Consider the following 19,764-nt stretch of genomic DNA (forward strand, 5'->3'; position numbering starts at 1 on the left):
TGATGCCTCCATCTGGTTTTTTATCATACTCATATTCTATATGTATCCTGCAGGACAATCGTTCGATTTACATGACAGAAACAGAAGACCATGTGACATTTTCGTCACATGGTCTTCACTTTATGGAAAGTATTCTGCCCTGGAAAGATGATTACGACCCGTGTGCCTTCTCCATATTCGGAATCCACTTCAATTTTCATATTCATGGCCATTGCAGCTTCCTGTGCAAGGTACAGCCCCATGCCGGTCGCCTGCGCATCCTCGTGATCGCTGGTCGATGTGAAGCCCGCTTCGAATATCCGGGGGAGATCCTCACTCCGTATTCCTCTGCCATGGTCGGTGACGGTGAGGACAAGGCGGCCATCCTCCATGGCACTGCTTACACTCACATCATCATTATCCGTATATTTGACACTGTTTGTTATGACCTGGTCCAGGATGAACGTGAGCCATTTGACATCCGTCTCCACCTCCGGTACTGCCAGATCGATATCAAAGCCGACCCCCTTCTCCATGCACAGGCGCCTGACCTTCTGGATACTCCGTCTCACAAGCGGTTCAATTTCAGCCGTCTCGAAATAGAGGTCATTCCGGATGTTTGGCAGTCGCTTCATGTACAGCATCTCATTCAGCATGCCATCTAGCCGCTGCCATTCATTGGCAAGCTTCATCTTCTCCTGTCCTTCCAGATCGTCGATCAGCAGATGCATCGTCGTCATCGGCATCTTCATATCATGGATCCAGCGGGTGAGACCGTCCAGGCTCTCCTTCGTTCGGCCCGACTCCGCGTCCAACCGCTCGTCATGTGATCGCTTCACTCTGATCAGGCGCTCATGGATGGCCTGCTGCTCGGCCGTGACGGGCAGGGGCAGGGCGTCGATGTCCTCCACCGCCTCGAGGGAAAGCAGTTCCCTCGTATACCGTCTGCCCCTCGCATACTGCCATACCGCGAAAATGACGAGGAGTACACTATTGATGGCGACGATATAGAGGACGGAAAGATTTGGGATGGCCGCATCCAGAAGTCCAAGCAGCAGAATCATTCCGTTGAAAAGGAGGAACAAAAGCCACCAGGGTAAGTGCTGCTTCAGATACATCAGTCTCACTCCTTCAGCATATAGCCGAGTCCGGTTTTTGTAATGATGGCATCCTCAAGGCCCATCTCCTCGAGCTTTTTGCGTATGCGGTTGATATTGACGGTCAGCGTATTATCGCTGATGAACTTCGCATCATCCCACAGCTGTTCGATCAACGTCTCCCTTGAAACCACCTGATTCCTGCTCCCGACGAGGATGGAGAGGATGAAGGATTCATTTTTGGTCAGATCAAGGACAGCCCCCTCCCTGGAGACAGTAAGCTTTTTGAAATCAAACACCGCGTCACGGAATCCGACCACATCCACATCCTGCTGTCTGTACTGGTAGGCACGCCTCAGGAGCGCCTGAACCTTTGCCACCAGCACTTCGAAGTTGAAGGGCTTCTGTATATAGTCGTCGCTGCCCATCTGCATGCTCATCACCATATCCGACGGATGGTCCCGTGAAGACAGGAAGATGATCGGCACGCTCGATATATCGCGGATCCGCCTGCACCAGTAGAACCCGTCATATTTCGGCAGTGTAATATCGATGATGACCAGATCCGGTTCAGACTGGATGAAGTCATGCACGACATTGCCGAAATCGGACACCCCCGTGACCGTGTGGTCCCATTCCTCAAGGCGCGATTTCAATTCCTCATAAAGCGGCATGTCGTCTTCAACAATGAATATCTTCGACATTATGGCTTCCCCCGATTTCTTTTGCAAAAAATAAATATCCAGTTCCCATTATAGAGGAAACTGGATATTTTGTATCGTTTTCTATGACTGTATCGTATAGTCCGTCTGCATGTCCCACTCATGAATCTCGAAATGGCGGGCGCCGCTTGTCACATAGGGGTCCTGTCTGACGATTTCTTCGACCGCTTCAAGGGATTCCCCCTGATAGATGACGAGGCCGCCGGCGCCATCGGCAAAACGTCCATACATGAATACATTTCCGGCTTCCCTCTGATCCCTCAGGAAATCCAGGTGCTGCTGACGATATTCCTTACTTTTCTGTGCATCCTTCATCGGTGCCAATGCTGCGAAATATTTCATGCCATCCCTCTTTCCAAATGTTCTTTCCTATATATTACCATCATGTTGCCATGTTTTTCTATATCTGTCTGGCTTTAAGGAGCAGTCTCAGGAAATAGGGGCCACCGATCAGTGCCACGACGATGCCCGTCGGAATGATCGTCGGTGCAAGTACCAGCTTGCCGAGGAGATCCGCCCCGGTGAGCAGCACGCCGCCGATCAGCAGGGAGGAGAAGAACAGCACCTTCATATCCTGCCCGAAGAGGAGCCTTGAAATGTGCGGGGCAATCAGACCGATGAAGCTGATCGCTCCGCACACGCTCACGGCAAGGCTTGAAAGCATTGCTGAGAGGATGATCAGGATGATCTTTTCCTTGTTCACATTCATGCCGAAGCCGATCAGCATCTCATCATCCAGGTTCAGCATGCCCATCTCCCGGATCCGGAAGAAGACGAAGGCTGCAACGATCAGGATGTATGGCACCGATATATAGACGAACGGCCATGTATCCCCCCATATGTTGCCGGCGAAATACCGGTTGAGCATCTCCATCTGGGTTTCATCAAACATGGAAGTGAATACATAGACGAAGCCGGTCACCCCCATCGCGGTCGCAATACCGATCAGGATGAATATGTTGCTTTTGAACGTTCCGCCCATGAAGGACAGGAAGAAGATGATGAGCACTGTCGCAAGGCCGCCGATAAAGCTCATCAGGGGGAGTGCATACAGATGCTGGCTCATCGAGCCGCTGATGAACATGATGAAGAGCACCACACCGAAGCCGCTGCCGGCATTCACACCGATGATGCCCGGATCGGCAAGTGGATTCTTCGAAATGACCTGCAGAATCAGGCCGCTGAGCGCAAGAGCGGCGCCGCAGACCAGCGTGACGATGATCCGCGGCATCCGGAACTCGAACAGCACGAGCTCGACATCCTCCCCTGCCTGGTTGGTCAGCAGGGCCAACAGGTCGCCGGGAGCCAGACTGAAGGTTCCCGTAAGCAGGTGCGTGAGTACGATTGCGATGAGCATGACGATGATGATGATGAATTTCATCCGGTTACGCATATTTCCGCCCCCGCTTCTTGATGATATAGATGAAGAAAGGCAGTCCGATCACTGCAATGATGGCGTTGACGGGCGTTTCATTGAAGACTCTGGCGAACATGTCGGACAGGGCGAATATCATCGCCCCGAGCATTCCGGTATAAATGATGGTGAACCTGTGCATGTTGCCGAACAGCATCTTGACGATGTGGGGCACGAGCAGCCCGAGGAATACGACATTCCCCACCATGGCGACTGCCATACTGGCAAGCATGATGGCAAGGACCAGCGTCACCCTGCGGTACAGTGTCTGGTTCTGGCCGAGGGATACCGCCATCTCGTCCCCGAACAGGAGGACATCAAGCTCCTTCGACAGGAACAGCAGCACCGCCACGAGCACCAGTGCAATCGGAAAGACCAGGACGATGTTCGACATCGACTGCCCAGCGGCACCGCCGGCGGTGAAGAACGCGACGTACTGCCCCAGGCCGAATGTGATCACCAGGAAATCCGTCACTGCATAAAGCAGCAGGCTGATTCCGGCACCGGCGAGAATCAGGTGCATGGGGGAGCGGTAGCGCGTCAACGAAAGGATCACCAGGCCGACCAGCATGCCGCCGGCAAAGCCGACGCCCATCACCCCGATGAACGGCAGTGTGGGCAGCAGCAGTGCCCCGACGATGATTGCAAGATTGGCACCGGCATTGATGCCGAGGATGCTCGGCTCACTCAGATCATTATGCGTGACGGACTGGAGCACAAGCCCGGATATGCTGATCATGAATCCGGCGAGAAGTGCACCCAGTACGCGCGGCATCCGGATCTCATACAGGATCTGGTGCGCCTGGTCCGTCATATCCAGGGTGAAGATGACACCGAGGACCTGCTGGAGGGTGTATGTATTTGTCCCGAACATCATCGCCACCACAAAAGACAAAAGAATGCCCATCAGAGTGATGGGCAAAGGATACCATTTACGATCCATGCTGGACCTCTTTGACTGTCTGGCAGAACAGATCGTAATCTGCAAGGATCGGCTTGCCTGTCAGTGGATCAATGGTGATTTTTCCATTGATGTTGAACACATTGTTCAGAATGTCGTTTGTCAGGACATCGGTGGGATGACCGCTTTCGATGATTTCCCCCTGGTCCATGATGATGAGGTGGTCTGAATATTTTATTGCGTGATTGATGTCATGGAGCACCATGACGACCGTCTGCTTCGTCTGTTCGTTCAATCTTCTGACGATGTTGAGCGTCTCCAGCTGGTGATGGATGTCGAGGTACGTCGTCGGTTCATCGAGCAGCAGCACGTCCGCCCCCTGGGCGAGGAGCAGGCTGATCCATACCCGCTGCGCCTGTCCGCCTGAAAGCTCGCTCATCATGCGCTCGCTGAACTCGATGGCACCCGTCTCCTTGAGTGCCCAGTCGATGATCTTATAGTCATCCGGCTTCAGGCTCTGGAAGCGTTTCAGGTGCGGATACCGGCTGAAGCTCACCAGGTCGCGCACTTTGACATCATACTGGAGGCGGTTCTTCTGGGAGAGTATGCCGACCTTTTTGGCAACCTCCTTCGATTTCATCTGACGGATGTCCATATCATTGATATAGACGCCGCCCTCCTTGGCGGAAATGATTCTCGAAATCGTCTTCAGCATCGTCGACTTGCCGCAGCCATTCGGTCCGATGATGGTCGTCACCTTGCCCTCCACCAGCTCCATATTGATCTGATTGAGGATCGTGCGCTCATTCAATTCGACTTTTATATCTTTCAGCAATACACTCGTCATCCATGACACCTGCCTGTTTTTATTTCGTCAATGCGTCTACAATGATATCTTTCTGGTATTCCAATGAATATGGGTCGTTGTAGTAGAATGTCGGAGAGTCGAATTCGATGACATTGTCATTCTGTACGGCTTCGAGACTGTTCCATACTTCCGTATCCTTATAGGCGTTGTCCGCACCGGAATCGCCCGTGCCGACGAACATGTAGTCGCCCGCATATTTCTCTATCTCCTCAGCGGAAATCTTCTTCCAGCCGGTTTCGACGACTTCGTCCTGGACGGCTTCAGGCACTTTTACATCCAGTCCCTGATAGATGATTTCGGTGCCGCGGCCCCAGTTTGTACCATATACATATATGTCTTTGGCGAACTGTTCAATGACACTTGCGGTTGTATCTTCACCGATGGCCTCCTGGACCACTTCACGGTCCTCTTCAAGTTCGGCCTCCCAGCTTTCGATCCACTCTTCCGCGTTCTCTTCATTGCCTGTAATCTCGCCGAGTTCCCTGTGGATGTCAAGATAGTTCCACTTGGCATAGTCGATTGGAATTGTAGGAGCTACCGCTTCCAGTTTATCTAAATTTTCATCAGAATTAAAGGTAATAATCAAATCCGGATCAAGATTCATAACTTGTTCAATATTTCCCTCTTCAATCAGCTCGATATCTTCGGTATACGGCTCAAGCACTTCGCTTTCCGTCACTCTTGCATGTGCCCCGACGACATTGGCATCCATATGCATCAAATTCCCGAAATAGCTCATCCCGAGGATGACGATGCGCTGCGGGTCTTCAGGAATCTTTATCTCCTCGCCTGCGTCAGTCGTGTAGGAGACCATGCCGCCTGAAGCATCCTCTGCCGAATCTCCGCTCGTCTCTCCTGCTGCCGATTCATCCGTCGCTTCCTCTGACGATTCCTCTGAATTGCCACATGCTGCAAGAACCAGTACCATAAGTAATGCAAATAACCCGATGAACTTTTTCATTTTTCTACCCCGCTATGATTTATTTGAACTCCCGATATTGATAATCATTCTCATTGACTATATAATAAACGAGAATAGGGAATATTTCAATAGAAAAGAGGAAAGGCCATGAATATTTCGGATACGCTCATCATCGGCGGCGGACCAGCCGGTCTCTATGCCAGCTTCTATGCAGGACTCCGCGGCATGAGCGTCCAGCTCATCGAACACCACTCGGAGCTCGGGGGCAAACTCAATATATATCCCGAAAAAATAATTTGGGACATCGGCGGCATCCCCCCTCAGCCTGCCGAGGACATCAAGCAGCAGATGATCACTCAGGCGCGGACGTTCCATCCTGAAATCCACGTATCAACCACCTGTGAATCGGTCATCCGCCATGATGACCATTTCGAAACTATCACCGACCGGGGATCCTTCTACAGCCGGACGCTGATCATCGCCTCGGGGCGCGGTATCTTCACCCCGGTCAGACTTGCGGTCGAAGGCGCCGAGACATATGAACTGACCAACCTGCACTATACGGTCAAACGGCTGAACCGTTTCAAGGACCGGAACGTACTCATCTCCGGTGCCGGCAATACGGCGGTCGACTGGGCGGATGCCCTTTCCGAGGTTGCCGTCTCCGTCACGATGGTCTACAGGAGCGAAGAAATGAAGGGCCATGAAGCGATGATCGCAGCCCTTCACAGGAAGGATAATATTCAAATGTGCGCGCAGTGCGAAATCGATACACTGCATCCGAACGCTGCAGGGGATGCCATCGCCTCGGTCAGGCTCACCAACGGCCTCTCCCTCGATGTCGATGACGTCCTCATCAGCCACGGCTATGAATCGAACTGTGAATTCCTCAATACACTGGACGGCGACTTCGAATACAATGAACATCAGATGATCGAAACACATGATGTCGCCGACACGCCGGTGCCCGGCATATATGCCTGCGGCGACCAGATCATCTATGACGGCAAAGTCCGCCTGATCGCCGGCTGCTTCACGGAAGCGGCCCAGGCGGCCAACCATGCGAAGACCTTCATCAAATCCGATGCACCTGAAGACGGCATGGTCTCTTCACACAATGACATCTTCAAGGAAAAGAACAAGGCCCTGATCAGGAAGATGCACTGATGACTTGGACCGTGGAGATATTCGTCCCCACCCCGCCATACAAAAATAGAGTTCATCTCCTTTGAAGAGGAATGAACTCTATTTTTTTGGTTGTGATCATTTTCTCCATGATCTCTTCAAACAATGCCTACATATCCTTCATCGCATCCAAAAACTGCATGATCGCCGGACTGAGCAGGATGATGAACAGTGCCGGGAAGATGAATAGCACCATCGGAAACAGCATCTTCACCGGTGCCTTCATCGCCTTCTCCTCGGCCCGCTGCGTTCTCATCTGCCGAACTTCCTCGGTCTGGACACGCAGCACCGTGACCATGCCGATGCCGAGCTTCTCAGCCTGGATGATGCTGAACACCAAACTCTTCAGCTCCTCGATCGGCACACGCCCGATCATGGCAGTAAGGCCCTCCTTCCGCGTCCTGCCGAGCCGGACCTCTTCAAGCACGTATTTGAACTCGTCAGACAGCACCCCAGGCTTTTTCGCGACCACTTTGCTGAGTGCTGCATCAAAACCCAGTCCCGCTTCCAGGCTGATCGTCAGGAGATCCAGAAAATCAGGCAGTTCCTTCAGTGCCTGCGCCTGCCGTTTCTTCGCCTTCATGTTCATGTTCAGCTTCGGCAGGGCGATGCCTGCTGCCACCCCTGTGAATAGGAGCAGAATGCCATGGACGAATGTGAGATTCATGAACAAAATCACTAGTACGGAAAACACAGCCAGTACGCCCGAGAGCATCCACTGCACCATCTTGAATTCGATTGGGCTGAGTTTCATCCCCGCCTGCAGCAGCCGGACCTCCATCTTGTCCACCTTGTCCTTGGCGAGCCTTTTCTGCGACTTCTTCTTGAGGCGCTTCCATCCCGGCTTGATCAGTCGATCCATGAATGAAGCGTCCTCAATATCGATGTGCACATCCCCCGGTGCATCCGCCTCCGGAAAATACAGTGCAGTGCGTGCTGGGACCGTCCGGTTCCTGTAGGCAGGAATGGCCAGCGCTGCGTAAATCATCATCGTGATGGATAAAAAGAAACTGAGCATGAGAAATAGCATGGTTACACCTCGATCATTGTCATTTTGCGGATGAATATGAAGCCGATGATTTCAGAGACGAGTGCTCCGGCGAGCAGTATGCGTCCGATTGGTTCAGTGAACAGCAAACTCATATAGTCGGGGTTGATGACATACAGCAGCATGCCCACGACAATCGGAAGCAGCCCGATGATCAAGCCCGAAAGCTTGCCCTGGGCGGTCAGCGTACGGACCTGGTTCTCTATCTTCGTCCGCTCGCGGATCGTCTCCAGTATCTTATCAAGGAGATAGACGAGGTTCCCACCGACCTGCCTCTGGATCATTATCGATTCGACCAGCATGTCGAGCTCCGCGCTCGGCATCCGCCGCTTCCAGTCAATGAGCGCGTCTTCGAGCCGCGTCCCATACTGAAGGTTTTTAAGGACATACTGCACTTCCTCCTTGACGGGCGAATACGACTCCTCTTCGACCATCTGGAGTGCCTGGAGCAGACTGAACCCCGCCCTCAGTGAACCGCTGATCGAAGTGATCATCCCGGGGAGCGAGTCGTTGAACTGCTTGATGCGCTTCTTTTTCTTCTGTCCGAGCATAATCATCGGCATGAAGTATCCAAAGAGCCCGCCCATGATGGCCAGAATGAAGTTGTTCGAGATCATGTATAGTATGCCACCGGCGATGATGAAGGCCATCATCCTGAAAGCGATGAATTCCTCGACCTTCATCAGTACGCCGGCCGCTGTCAGTTCACTTTCCAGTCTTTCACGCTTCCTGCTCTTCCTGCCCCGTTTGACGAGCAGGTGCTTGAGGGCGCTGTTGGCATTCTTCAGGCTCCCCTTCAATGAGAAGGGTTCCCGGGGCTGCGCGCCTTCCGGATTTCTGGCGGCGGAAATGGCAAGAAGAATAAGAAAGAGGGTAATGAAAGTGCCTGCAATCAGAATGATTTCCATCCGGTCACTCCTTTTCCATGAACAGGGAAGCCGGCAGCTGGATGCCTTCCTGCTCCAGCTTTTCATAGAACTGCGGCCGGATGCCCGTCGGCACCAGTTTACCGATGATTTTGCCGTTATCATCCACACCGTTCTGCTTGAATACGAATATATCCTGGAGGACGATGACGTCCCCTTCCATGCCCTGCACTTCCGTAATGCTGGTAATCCGCCGCGTCCCATCGTTGAGACGCGACTGCTGGACGATGACATGGAGGGCGCCGGCAATCTGTTCCCGGATGGCTTTGATCGGCAGATCCATGCCCGCCATCAGCACCATCGTCTCAAGCCGCGACACCATGTCACGCGGACTGTTCGAGTGGCCCGTTGCAAGTGAGCCATCGTGTCCGGTGTTCATCGCCTGCAGCATGTCGAGCGCCTCTCCGCTCCGCACCTCACCGATGACGATGCGGTCCGGACGCATACGGAGCGAATTCCGGACCAGGTCACGGATTGTGATGGCCCCCGTCCCCTCGATGTTCGCCGGCCGCGTCTCGAGTGACACGACATGCTCCTGCCCGAGCTGCAGCTCGGCTGCATCCTCAATCGTCACGATGCGGTCCTTGTTGGAAATGAAGGAGGACAGGACGTTCAATGTCGTCGTCTTGCCGGAACCTGTCCCTCCACTAACGAAAATGTTCAGCTTGCCTTCAACGCACGCCTTGATGAAGGCCGCCATCTCCTCGGTCAATGTACCGAAGCGGATCAGATCATGGATGGTGAACGGATCTTTCGCAAACTTACGGATCGTAATCGTCGGTCCTCCGAGCGCAAGCGGCGGAATGATCGCATTGACACGCGACCCATCCTTGAGCCGGGCGTCGACCATCGGGCTGCTTTCATCCACACGCCTGCCAAGCGGGGAGAGAATCTTCTCCAACACCGCCATGACATGGTCATCATCCCTGAATGTGACGTCGGTCAGAGACAGTTTCCCTTTGCGTTCTGCATAGACATGCTTCGGCCCATTGACCATCACCTCGGATACATCCTCATCCAGAAGCAGGGGGTTGATGGGCCCGTATCCCGTCAGGTCGTTCTTCAGTTCGAGCTTCAGCTTTTCGATGTTGCCGATATTCTGGATATGGTCGTTCTCCTGGAGAATGTCCTGAATGATGTCATCCATATCCACGACGATGTCTTCAATATCCTCGTCCTTCCGCTCTTTCAGGATGAACTTCAGCGTCAGGTTCTTCAGCTCCAAATATTCCGCATCCGGTTCTTCGACCCGCACCGGTTTCGGCTTCTCCGCTTTTTCCTCCCTGATTGGGGGCAGGCCGGCTTCCTTCTCCTCCACAGGAGCAGTATGCTTCGGTGCTTTCACTTCCCTGTCATTTGTACTGCCATCATTTTTTGTCTGTAGTCTGGCCAGGAGGCTCATGCTTCAGTCACCTGCTTTCTGTCGCCCATCTCACGGAGATGCTCGGTGATCTTCCTGATCTTTTTCGAGAAGCGGTGTTTCGGGCTGCTCGATAGGAATGGAATGCCGCGGTCCAATGAATAGGAGATTTCCTTCAGTGCATAGGGCAGATAGAAGACGTGCTCCTGTGCCATATTCAGATGGTCGGGCACCTTCTTCGTTTCCATCAGCGTCGGCACGGTATTCTTGTTTACAACGAGACGGGTCTTCTCCCCATGACCGAGTGCATCAAGCGTCTCCACCATGAGCCGTGTATTCTTCAATGCAGCCATGCCCGGTGTGGTGACGACCATGATGCGGTCTGCCAGATCCATCAGCACCATGTTCTGTTCGGTCAGTCCATGATGCGTTTCCACAATGATGACCTCAGCCTGTGACTTCAAGTTCTCAATCGCAACGGAAAGATCTTCCGCATCGACGAGATCAGCAAACTCCGGACGCGGCGGTGCCGGAAGCAGCCGGACACCCGACGCATGCATCGTACAGAATGTATGGATGTTCTGGAAATCATCCCGTTCCACCGCTTCCTTGATGCTGACGCCCGGGGTCAGGTCAAGCGCCAGTGCCATATCACCAAATTGCAGATCACCATCGACGAGCACCGTACGCCTCCCCTGCTCCTGGAATGCCATTCCGAGATTCGTGGCGACGACCGTCTTCCCAGCGCCCCCCACTGCACTTGTTACCAATATGATTTCAGCGGTCATAACCACCACACCTTTCATTCATTCTCCAATTTGATGATGCGGCTGCTGATCCAGCCCTGCTGGCCGGATTTCGTTTCCACATGCATCCAGATGCGGCCATCCGCATCCGTCTCTTCTTCATTCTTCGTAATGAGCGAATCGCCCGCATCCACCACGGTCAGTACATTCGCATCGAGGGAAGGGCCGTTCCTCACATGGGCCCGTTCGGGAAGTACGATGATGTCCTGGGCGTCCGCATTGTCTGAATCCCCTTCAGTAGCCGGTTCTTCGACTGTTTGCTCAGTCGCTTCGACCTTCATTTCAGAAGCTTCCGCCTTATCCGCCCCACCTTCGACACTGCCGACTTCCATGTCCATCACTTCGCCATTCTCCTTCAACCTGCTGATCAATAACAAGTGCAGAACGCCATGATAATTTGCATCTACAACTTCAACTGCATCCGCCTGCTTCATCTCAACCGTTACAGTCAAGTACTGCTCATTCCCTTCCCCTTCGCCCGGCTCTTTCATACGTTGATTGACCGCCAGTATTTTCACGTTTTCAAACAGTATTCCAGCTCGGCCAAACCCATTTTGATTAGACTCATCATATGGTACATGTACAATATCAATCCTGTCGTTAGGTTGAACCAAGCTAGATACCGGTTGTGATTGATAGTCTTTGACTTCAAATGATACGGCTCTATAGCCATACGCCACTTTTTTGGATAGTATATCCCCTTCGCCTTTTTTCTCGATGTGGTGCTCAAGCAGCACCTCTCCGGCTACAAGGGAAGCCGCTGTATAATCCCCGATCGCCATATCTTTGTTCCTTACCGCAGACGGGTGCACTTCCGTCTCCCGCTTTTCGATCACCTGAAGATTTTCTCCTGTAAGCTGCGTGTTCTCCTCGATGTCCGAAGCCGCTGCAGCCACTTCAACCATTACAGGCTCGTCCGTCTCAGCCGCACCACTCTGCTGCATGACTATATAGAAGACGCCTGTCGTCAAAAGTCCTGACAGAATCGCCAGCATCAATATTTTTTTCGGTTTCATTGCATTCCACCTACCGTGTCAATTTAATCGTATATGCACCACGGTCCAGTGGTGCGTCTCCATTTGATTCTCCCGCTCCGACCCTCTTAATGAAAATGCCGCTGATTGAGTCATCCTTCGAGTCCATCGGATTAGCGAGATAAAAATAGGCAAACCCTGTTATTTCCACACTTTTCATCTGTTTCCCACCGTCGCCCAACGGCTTATATACCGGAATCAACATGATCCTTGGACAATCCCTCTGCTGGTAGTCTCCATCAGGGTAAGGACAATTGCTTATCCTGTAGTTGACCCCTTCTCTAGTTGCTCCTGCGATGTTACCCGTCTGAGTATTGATGACATCCCCTACTTTGAGCTCTTCGTCAAAGCCATATTTGAGAGATTCTCCATAAGATTTCGCTCCTGGGCCTTCCAATGCCAGTATGCCGAAGTTCCCTGTCTCGGAATCTCCTGCATCCACCTTCAATGTATAGGTGTCCCCATAAACTAATTCCATTGATTCATTCAATCCCAGCGGTACAGTACCGATGCCGGCAGTCATGGCATGGAGGCCAGCTTTTGCCTCAGCCTGCACTGTTACACTGTCTACTCCAAACAGGGCAGAAAAGAATACTGGAACTTCCCGCCCAACTCCCACATGAAGGAGGGCGTCTCCTTCCATATTTGAAAATAGAAGACTGTCCGTCTCCCCATGATGGTCTAGAATTTCGCCCACCACCTGGTTCACCTTCTCACTCGAGTTGGGCAGTTCCTGTGCGCCTGACAGTGCTGCCGCATTGGCAGTCTTCTGCATGTGACTCTTCGTCATATAAAGATGACCGCCATCGACAACAAGGCCAAGGATTGCGAGTGTGATCATCATGCCCAGTGCCATGAGGAGAAAGGAGCTTCCCTCTTCCTTTTTTAAAAAAGCTTTCATCATATCACTCCACTCTCGTTGTAGAGCTTGTCTTCACTGTGAAAGGAATCGCATAATCTCCCAGCGGGTTGAAGATCTGCTCAGGGTAGGTGATTTCCACTGTGACATAAGTTCCCGGGTCCTTTTCACCTGTCGGAGACACGTTCACAGTGAGTTCCGAAGCATCACCCGCAATGAAATTGTCGATTGCGTACGACTTCACCATCTCATCCGACTCCCCGAGACCTGCCATACGTGCTGCATCCTGGGTCACGAGCTCCAGCTGAAGCTGAGAATGGATGACCCGCCCAAAGTCGACGACACCGATGAGCAGAAAAAAGATGAGCGGTACAAGAATTGCGAATTCTACAGTCGATTGACCATTTTCCCGTCTCATCATAGAAGTTCCACATCCATCAGCAGCGCCAAGCCTGAACCACTTGCGATTGCCACACCGTACGGCATGCCGATGCCAAAGGATTTCTTCAATCCACCCCTTGTCACAATGACAAATATCGCAAGCATTCCTCCGACCACCGCCATATAGATGAAGGATTCCAATACAAAGCTACTTCCTTTAAACGCACCAACCAGGCCAAGCAGTTTGACATCCCCTGCCCCCATGCCCCCAAGGATATAGGGGATGAGCAGTAATGCAAAACCGACGACAAATCCAATCAGAGCGTCCCCAAATCCACTGAATCCACCGAATATGATATTCAATCCAAATGCAGCCAAAAGTGCTGGAAAAATCACCTTGTTGTATATTTTCCGTTCACGAATGTCTGTAACGACACAGACTGCAAGTACGATAATAAGAAAGACATTGATCAGCATATATCCTCTTCCTCCCGTCCGATCTTTCTACAAAAAACAGACCCATCAATAAGGTGGGCCTGTGGATGCAGCAAGTATATTATCCTTCTGTCGTTGTAGTTGCGCCAGTTATAGACTTAACGATACCTTCGAAAATGGCTGTGAATTCATCTGTAAGTACTGCAAAAGCGACTACGATTACGACAACAAGCATTCCCAGAATCAGACCGTATTCCGTCATGCCCTGTCCTTCTTCTTCCATTAACAAACCTCTAAAAAGTTCCATCATGTTCAATTCCCCCATATATATAATGATTAGCGTAAAGCTATATTGCCTGGTTTTTTTCAGCAAATGCCACAGTGTCACCAGTGGAGAGATCACCGAGTGCGCCTGCGGGAAGTTCGATGACGGATCGGGCTCTTTTGAACCTTCCGCCGACCTTCCCGGGTGCAAGATGTTTTTCAATACCGACGACCACGTTCTGTTCATTGATGTAGATGACATCGATGCTGAACTTCATGAAGAAGGTGTGGATTGAACTGCAAGGGTGGAGATGAAGGGCCGCGTCATGAGGCATGTCATGTCTGAACATCAGTCCTTTGAATCTGGACCAGAAGCTGTGTGCCTTGATGAGGTCTTGTGCAATGACTGTTCCCCTTGTACTGTTGATCAGTTTCATCTGTGTCTTCCTCCCTGTGTGCCTGTGGCTTGCTGTGTGATTACAACCCAAATTATGCACCTGAATGCAATTTACATCTATCCCCCATCACTCCCATTATTCGGATGGGCTGCCAATGGGAGCATCCTCTTATGTCACTAGGAGTCCCGTCCTATTGCATTTATTGAAAAGGGCATAAAAAAATGGAGAATGATTGCTCATTCTCCATTTCCTCCCCTCACTTATGCGATTATGGATCCATTTCAAACTCAGAAGCGGTTTCCGGTTCCTGATAGCGGTAGAGCGTCTTTCCTGCCTTCTGGAACTGCTCGATGATGCCCTGCTTCATCAACAGCTCCAGAACCGGTTCCAAATCCTCTTCATTCCTATCCAGGTTTTCCGAGAGATCTTCAAGTGAGTGGGCTGACTGCGGGTTGGATTGAAATAGCATTATGCATTCCATCTTTAAAGACGGAATCCTTCTAGTGTTCATCCCTTCCCCTCCTCGCCTGACACGGCATCCATAAGCCCGACCTGATGCCGATCACCTTTTTACAGCAAATATGAATCTTAGCTACTATCCAATCATACCCCTATCCCACAATATGGTATATCCGCTTCTGGTCTCATTTATTCCAGAATTTGTATAGGGGACAGGAAAATGATGGATGGCACCATTCTCCTATACCCCCTCCGGCTAGTGTTTATGGAGATATCTGTAAACTTTTGAAATGGCACTTACCCTGTCCGAGACATCCAGCTTATGGAATATCTTTGTAATATGGTTCTTTACGGTGTGGGCACTGATATAGAGGATTTCGGCAATGTCCTGGTTGTTCTTGCCTTCTGCCAGAAGTGTGAGCACTTCCTGCTCCCTCGGGGAAAGGTGGTCCATGCGCTTTACAGCGTCTGCGATTTCCTGTATATCGTCCATTTTGGAACTGCCGCCCAGGTCGAATTCCACTTCGCTGACGTGTGTCGTCCTGACGAGCGACAGGAAAGTATCCAATGCCGCTTCATCGATCCGGGGGAGATTTTCGGCATCTTCCAATCTATCCGATTTGGAGTAGGCGATGCATAGGGCATATATATATCCGGCAATATCCGTTCTGTCCGTACGTGGGATATCATGGTGCTGGAGTATGGCATTGCCGGTCTCCATTACTGACGCTGCATCATTTTCAGGGAACATCCTGCGTATAAAATCAGATGAATAGTGGGAAAGCTGGCATGCCCTGACGACAGCACGGGCAGACGCTTCCGGAAATTCGAGGCGTGCTGTGATGACGGCGGCGAGTTCGGCCGCTTCCTTCGACCGGACATATGCCGCTTCGTCCATTTCCTGGACGGCCAGGTGCAGCGCTTCAGACTTCTCCTCCTCAACATGTGTTTCCCTGTGTCCAGCGAGCTGGAGGGAGACGCCGCCGATGATGGAGAGGGTCTGGAGGAATGCAATGTGCTCCTGCAAGTCGAGTTCTGATGTACCATCGATGCCGACCGAAAGGATTCCCTGCATTTCATTGCCGTATGCCAGCGGGCATTCTATCGCCTGCTGTCCATTCGGCAGGGTGACGACATAAGGTTCGCCGTCTGTATCTTCAGGCAGCCGCGAGAGCTGCCGGGTCCGTTCCATCATCGTCCGGACATACTGGCTCACTTCTCCTTCGTAGCTTCCCCGGGTGACGAGCTTCCCCTTCCCACTCTTGTTGTCCTTGATGAGGACGAGCGAAAAGGGCCCTTCGACGAGGTTGATGCTGATGTCGAGCAGAATCAGTATCATGCGCCTCGGATCCGGAGTGGAGGCCATCAGCCGGCATATCTCCACAAGCGAAGTCAGACGGGACAGCTGCTGCGAGTTCTCTTCCCGCAACCCTTCCACAAGCAGGCTCGATTCGGTGAGTATGGAGGTCATCTGCATGAGCGTCTTTGTTGAAGCACTCGCACGCTTCTTCGAGAAGCTGCCTCCGAACAGCACAGCAACCGAACCGTCATGCGCCTGTGCCGTATCCGTAAACAGAAGCTGTGGGCGTTCCGGCAGGGAGGCGAATATCCTTGACCGCCTGTCCTGACCGATATCCTCCCAGTATCCCGGCACTTCCGTCAGCGCAGTCCTTCCGAGGAATCCCTCCCCGACGATGAACTGCTTCCCTCTGAGTGCCCCGGCTTCCCTGCCGATGATTCGGGTCACTGTATAGGTGTCCTCCCCGGTCTGTTCGGCGATTCCCAGGAACTCGATTTCTCCCCCGTCCTCGGTCACTTGGGAGAACAGTTCGGCACTTGCCGCCTCGTGCTGCTGCACGGATTTTCTGAGCCTGTCGAGATGGAGGCCGGATAACGGGGTGACATCGGTCTGCTGGAGGCATAATCCAGTCACTTCAGCGATTCTGCCTGCAAGCTGGAGCCACTCGCTTCTATTGTTCTCATACAGGATGGGTGCCGCGCCTTGCATCTCAGTCTGCATATCGACATCCCTGTCCTGGTCCACCAGGACGCCTGCCCATAGATAATGGGATGTCCCCTCACCATTTATGACAGGGGCGGCCATGATATGGACGCCCGAGGCTACTTCATATATGAGCGGGCGGCTGATGCGCCCATCATTCTTGAGTATATGCTTCATTTCATTCAATAGTCCTTCTTCCAGCATTGTGCCGCACAGTCCATTGCCGCCTTCGACCGAAGTGAGCACCTCCCCTTCCCTGTCGGTGAGGAAAAATGTCAATCCATACTGTGAAGCGAATGTCTGCTGGACCTTTTCCAACAATTCGATTGCTGAAGCCATCTTTACCATCTCCAGTGCAGTTTATCTTGGGTTGTACCAGTATGGCGAAACGTACATAAGGGTTTACTTAACCCTTTACCCATAGACACTAGAAACATGTAGAATAGATGGAAATGAATTCAAATTGCGTCAAGGGCACGCACCAGTGCCTTACCGATTTCTTCGGAGGGGCTCCTGCTGTCGAACTCGAGTTTTTCACCATTGATGAAGACGGTCGGAACAACCGAGATTGAACGCTCCAGTGCCTCTTTCGTAATATCGAGGCTCAGGTTCATCGTACTCCGCTGTTCCTGACAGCCATACTCCTGCTCCATCATCTGTTCTATTTCGCCGCTGTCGAGATGTGCCCATTCCCTCTGTGTGAGGAACAGGGACTTCATGATTTCATACGCTTCATTCGGCTGGTTGTAGTCTATGAAAAGGTTCGCTATCGTTCCGTGAAGCAGCCGCACCTTCGGTTTGTCATAATGCTTGATGGTATACTTCACTTCCCCCGCCTCAACACGCGGCATCACAGCTTCATGCGCGGCCAGGAAAAAGTTCACGCAGTACGGGCAGGCGGTATTCAGGAACACTTCAACATGCTTTTTCGCCCCATCCCGGCCAAAGCTCAAAGGTGGTGCATATTCCATACTCATGGTCTTCCCCTCCAATATTTCACTTTTGTCATTTCAAGTATAGATTAACCCGCAATGGTTGTGAAGATTCAATCATGTTGTGCTTTGAATTATTCAAATAAAGCGCACAATCCTATTGACAGTGCCGGAAAAAGGCGATAAAGTTTGTCTTAAATTAAATTGAGATGATTCTTATCCAGAGAGGTGGAGGGACTGGCCCTTTGAAGCCTCGGCAGCAGCCCGTGCGGGCCTGTGCCAATTCCAGAAGCGTAATGCTTGAAGATAAGAAGAGATGAATTTCTGCCCTCTTCTTCCATGAAGTGGGCTTTTTTGTTTCTCAGATCATCAATCAAACCATTGGAGGCTTTTCATCATGAAGGATAATACACGGGGCAATCCACTCGCACTGCTCCCCCTGCTCATTTTTGTTGCGCTGTTCATCGGTACCGGCATCATCACCCGGGACTTCCAGGCGATGCCGATTACTGTGGCGGTCATCATCGCCATCGTTGCAGCAATGTTCATAAAACCGAAAGACCGGCTGAATGAAAAGATCGGCATCCTGACCCGAGGTGCCGGCCGGGAGAACATCATGCTGATGGTGCTCATCTTCCTGCTCGCCGGTGCATTTTCACAGGTTGCCGAGAACATGGGTGCTGTGGAATCCACAGTCAACCTCGGCCTGTCACTCCTCCCGAGCAGCCTGTTGCTGATTGGGCTGTTCATCATCTGCTGCTTCATCTCCATTTCAATGGGGACATCAACAGGCACGGTTGTGGCACTTGCCCCCATCGCCATCGGCATCGCTGGACAGACAGACCTTTCATTGGCGCTGGCACTTGCCACGGTCATCGGCGGTGCCATGTTCGGGGACAACCTGTCGGTCATTTCCGATACGACGATCGTTTCCACACAGTCGCAGGAAGTCAAAATGGCCGACAAATTCAAGACGAACTTCTTCATTGTACTGCCGGGTGCAATCGCGACGATCATCATACTCTGGTTCATTTCCTCCGGACAGACGACGACACCGGCGACGGATCTCGACTACAATCTGTTTAAAGTGCTGCCCTATCTCGCCGTCCTGGTGATCGCCCTGCTCGGCGTCAACGTACTGATCGTGCTTTCCGGGGGCATCGTGTTTGCCGGACTGGTCGGTGTGCTTGATGGTTCCTATACATTCACATCATTCGTCGCCGCGGCCGGAGAAGGTATCGGCAATATGCAGAACATCGCCATCATCGCCATTCTGATCGGCGGACTCATCGCGCTCATCCAGCATTACGGCGGCATCGACTACCTGCTCCATTTCATCACGAGCAGGATCCGCTCCAGGAAGGGCGCAGAATTCGGCATCGCCGCACTCGTCAGTGCCACAGACCTCAGCACCGCCAACAATACGATTTCCATCATCATCACCGGGCCACTGGCCAGGAACATCGCCGACGAATATGGTGTGGACAGAAGGAAATCGGCGAGTGTGCTCGACATCTTCGCCGCCGCCTTCCAGGGGCTCATCCCCTACGGGGGACAGATGCTCGCTGCTGCAGGCCTCGCCGCCATTTCACCCGTCGCCATGATTCCATATTCCATCTATCCCGCAATGCTCCTGATCTGCGGCATCATCGCGATACTCATCGGTTTCCCGAGGAGACTGAATGCGTAACGGGATGAACAAGCAACTTCGGACAACTGAAACGACAGCAAGTTGGACGAAAAACACTCCTCTACCTAAAATGACCTGATCC

At 52.1% G+C, this 19,764-nt stretch carries 22 protein-coding genes and 1 riboswitch; of the genes, 2 read left to right on the plus strand and 20 right to left on the minus strand.

Annotated features, from left to right (window positions below; genetic code table 11):
- Nucleotides 1-104 precede the first annotated feature (104 nt).
- The 7 genes from BO53_RS0103570 to BO53_RS0103600 form a co-directional block, all read right to left on the minus strand.
- A complete protein-coding gene (locus BO53_RS0103570) occupies nt 105-1,097 on the minus strand; it encodes a sensor histidine kinase (protein ID WP_031545509.1) in 993 nt (330 codons plus the stop codon).
- Nucleotides 1,098-1,102: 5 nt separating this feature from the next.
- On the minus strand, nt 1,103-1,780 hold the full coding sequence (locus BO53_RS0103575) for a response regulator transcription factor (protein WP_031545512.1): 678 nt from the start codon (nt 1,778-1,780) through the stop codon (nt 1,103-1,105).
- Nucleotides 1,781-1,861: 81 nt separating this feature from the next.
- Nucleotides 1,862-2,140 (minus strand): YciI family protein, encoded by a 279-nt coding sequence (locus tag BO53_RS0103580; protein WP_031545513.1) that lies wholly within the window; start codon nt 2,138-2,140, stop codon nt 1,862-1,864.
- A 58-nt stretch (nt 2,141-2,198) separates the two neighbouring features.
- Nucleotides 2,199-3,191 carry a FecCD family ABC transporter permease gene (locus tag BO53_RS0103585; protein ID WP_031545515.1) on the minus strand — a complete coding sequence of 331 codons (993 nt, stop codon included), beginning with the start codon at nt 3,189-3,191 and terminating at the stop codon, nt 2,199-2,201.
- A complete protein-coding gene (locus BO53_RS0103590) occupies nt 3,184-4,155 on the minus strand; it encodes a FecCD family ABC transporter permease (protein ID WP_031545517.1) in 972 nt (323 codons plus the stop codon). The genes BO53_RS0103585 and BO53_RS0103590 overlap by 8 nt, the downstream gene beginning before the upstream one ends.
- Nucleotides 4,145-4,960 (minus strand): ABC transporter ATP-binding protein, encoded by an 816-nt coding sequence (locus BO53_RS0103595; RefSeq protein ID WP_031545520.1) that lies wholly within the window; start codon nt 4,958-4,960, stop codon nt 4,145-4,147. Before BO53_RS0103595 ends, BO53_RS0103590 begins: the two co-directional genes overlap by 11 nt.
- Nucleotides 4,961-4,979: 19 nt before the next feature.
- Nucleotides 4,980-5,942, minus strand: coding sequence for an ABC transporter substrate-binding protein (locus BO53_RS0103600; protein WP_031545522.1), 963 nt, complete (start codon nt 5,940-5,942; stop codon nt 4,980-4,982).
- A gap of 108 nt (nt 5,943-6,050) precedes the next feature.
- Between BO53_RS0103600 and BO53_RS0103605 the strand changes: the two genes are divergently transcribed.
- A complete protein-coding gene (locus tag BO53_RS0103605; protein ID WP_051682994.1) occupies nt 6,051-7,070 on the plus strand; it encodes an NAD(P)/FAD-dependent oxidoreductase in 1,020 nt (339 codons plus the stop codon).
- Between the two features lie 127 nt (nt 7,071-7,197).
- On the opposite strand, the gene BO53_RS0103610 is transcribed toward BO53_RS0103605, so the two are convergent.
- From BO53_RS0103610 to BO53_RS0103670, 13 genes are all read right to left on the minus strand, one after another.
- Nucleotides 7,198-8,118: a type II secretion system F family protein gene (locus BO53_RS0103610; protein WP_031545526.1), complete on the minus strand. Its 921-nt coding sequence runs from the start codon at nt 8,116-8,118 to the stop codon at nt 7,198-7,200.
- A gap of 2 nt (nt 8,119-8,120) precedes the next feature.
- Nucleotides 8,121-9,044: a type II secretion system F family protein gene (locus tag BO53_RS0103615; protein WP_031545528.1), complete on the minus strand. Its 924-nt coding sequence runs from the start codon at nt 9,042-9,044 to the stop codon at nt 8,121-8,123.
- 4 nt (nt 9,045-9,048) lie between these two features.
- Nucleotides 9,049-10,464, minus strand: coding sequence for a TadA family conjugal transfer-associated ATPase (locus BO53_RS0103620; RefSeq protein ID WP_031545530.1), 1,416 nt, complete (start codon nt 10,462-10,464; stop codon nt 9,049-9,051).
- Nucleotides 10,461-11,210: a CpaE/TadZ family protein gene (locus BO53_RS0103625; RefSeq protein ID WP_169738722.1), complete on the minus strand. Its 750-nt coding sequence runs from the start codon at nt 11,208-11,210 to the stop codon at nt 10,461-10,463. Before BO53_RS0103625 ends, BO53_RS0103620 begins: the two co-directional genes overlap by 4 nt.
- Before the next feature lie 14 nt (nt 11,211-11,224).
- The gene (gene cpaB, locus BO53_RS0103630) at nt 11,225-12,244 is read right to left on the minus strand and encodes a Flp pilus assembly protein CpaB (protein ID WP_031545534.1); all 1,020 of its coding nucleotides are present in this window, start codon (nt 12,242-12,244) and stop codon (nt 11,225-11,227) included.
- Between the two features lie 10 nt (nt 12,245-12,254).
- Nucleotides 12,255-13,163 (minus strand): pilus assembly protein TadG-related protein, encoded by a 909-nt coding sequence (locus tag BO53_RS0103635; RefSeq protein ID WP_245608183.1) that lies wholly within the window; start codon nt 13,161-13,163, stop codon nt 12,255-12,257.
- A 4-nt stretch (nt 13,164-13,167) separates the two neighbouring features.
- Entirely contained in the window at nt 13,168-13,542 is a 375-nt protein-coding gene (locus BO53_RS0103640) for a TadE/TadG family type IV pilus assembly protein (protein ID WP_031545539.1), read from the minus strand.
- Nucleotides 13,539-13,979: an A24 family peptidase gene (locus tag BO53_RS0103645; RefSeq protein WP_051682996.1), complete on the minus strand. Its 441-nt coding sequence runs from the start codon at nt 13,977-13,979 to the stop codon at nt 13,539-13,541. The genes BO53_RS0103640 and BO53_RS0103645 overlap by 4 nt, the downstream gene beginning before the upstream one ends.
- A gap of 79 nt (nt 13,980-14,058) precedes the next feature.
- Nucleotides 14,059-14,220 carry a Flp family type IVb pilin gene (locus BO53_RS0103650; protein WP_245608184.1) on the minus strand — a complete coding sequence of 54 codons (162 nt, stop codon included), beginning with the start codon at nt 14,218-14,220 and terminating at the stop codon, nt 14,059-14,061.
- 64 nt (nt 14,221-14,284) lie between these two features.
- Nucleotides 14,285-14,638 carry a DUF192 domain-containing protein gene (locus tag BO53_RS0103655; RefSeq protein WP_031545546.1) on the minus strand — a complete coding sequence of 118 codons (354 nt, stop codon included), beginning with the start codon at nt 14,636-14,638 and terminating at the stop codon, nt 14,285-14,287.
- A gap of 229 nt (nt 14,639-14,867) precedes the next feature.
- A complete protein-coding gene (locus BO53_RS0103660; protein WP_156956083.1) occupies nt 14,868-15,068 on the minus strand; it encodes a hypothetical protein in 201 nt (66 codons plus the stop codon).
- Between the two features lie 246 nt (nt 15,069-15,314).
- Nucleotides 15,315-17,399, minus strand: coding sequence for a response regulator transcription factor (locus BO53_RS14165; RefSeq protein ID WP_031545550.1), 2,085 nt, complete (start codon nt 17,397-17,399; stop codon nt 15,315-15,317).
- Between the two features lie 119 nt (nt 17,400-17,518).
- On the minus strand, nt 17,519-18,037 hold the full coding sequence (locus BO53_RS0103670; RefSeq protein ID WP_051682998.1) for a thioredoxin domain-containing protein: 519 nt from the start codon (nt 18,035-18,037) through the stop codon (nt 17,519-17,521).
- Nucleotides 18,038-18,205: 168 nt separating this feature from the next.
- Nucleotides 18,206-18,305, plus strand: a riboswitch (SAM riboswitch).
- Between the two features lie 84 nt (nt 18,306-18,389).
- Between BO53_RS0103670 and BO53_RS0103675 the strand changes: the two genes are divergently transcribed.
- Nucleotides 18,390-19,682, plus strand: a complete 1,293-nt coding sequence (locus BO53_RS0103675; RefSeq protein WP_031545555.1) for a Na+/H+ antiporter NhaC family protein — start codon at nt 18,390-18,392, stop codon at nt 19,680-19,682.
- The last annotated feature ends 82 nt before the right edge of the window (nt 19,683-19,764 follow it).

It is taken from the genome of Salinicoccus luteus DSM 17002, from assembly GCF_000712035.1.
In the GTDB taxonomy this organism is placed as follows: domain Bacteria; phylum Bacillota; class Bacilli; order Staphylococcales; family Salinicoccaceae; genus Salinicoccus; species Salinicoccus luteus.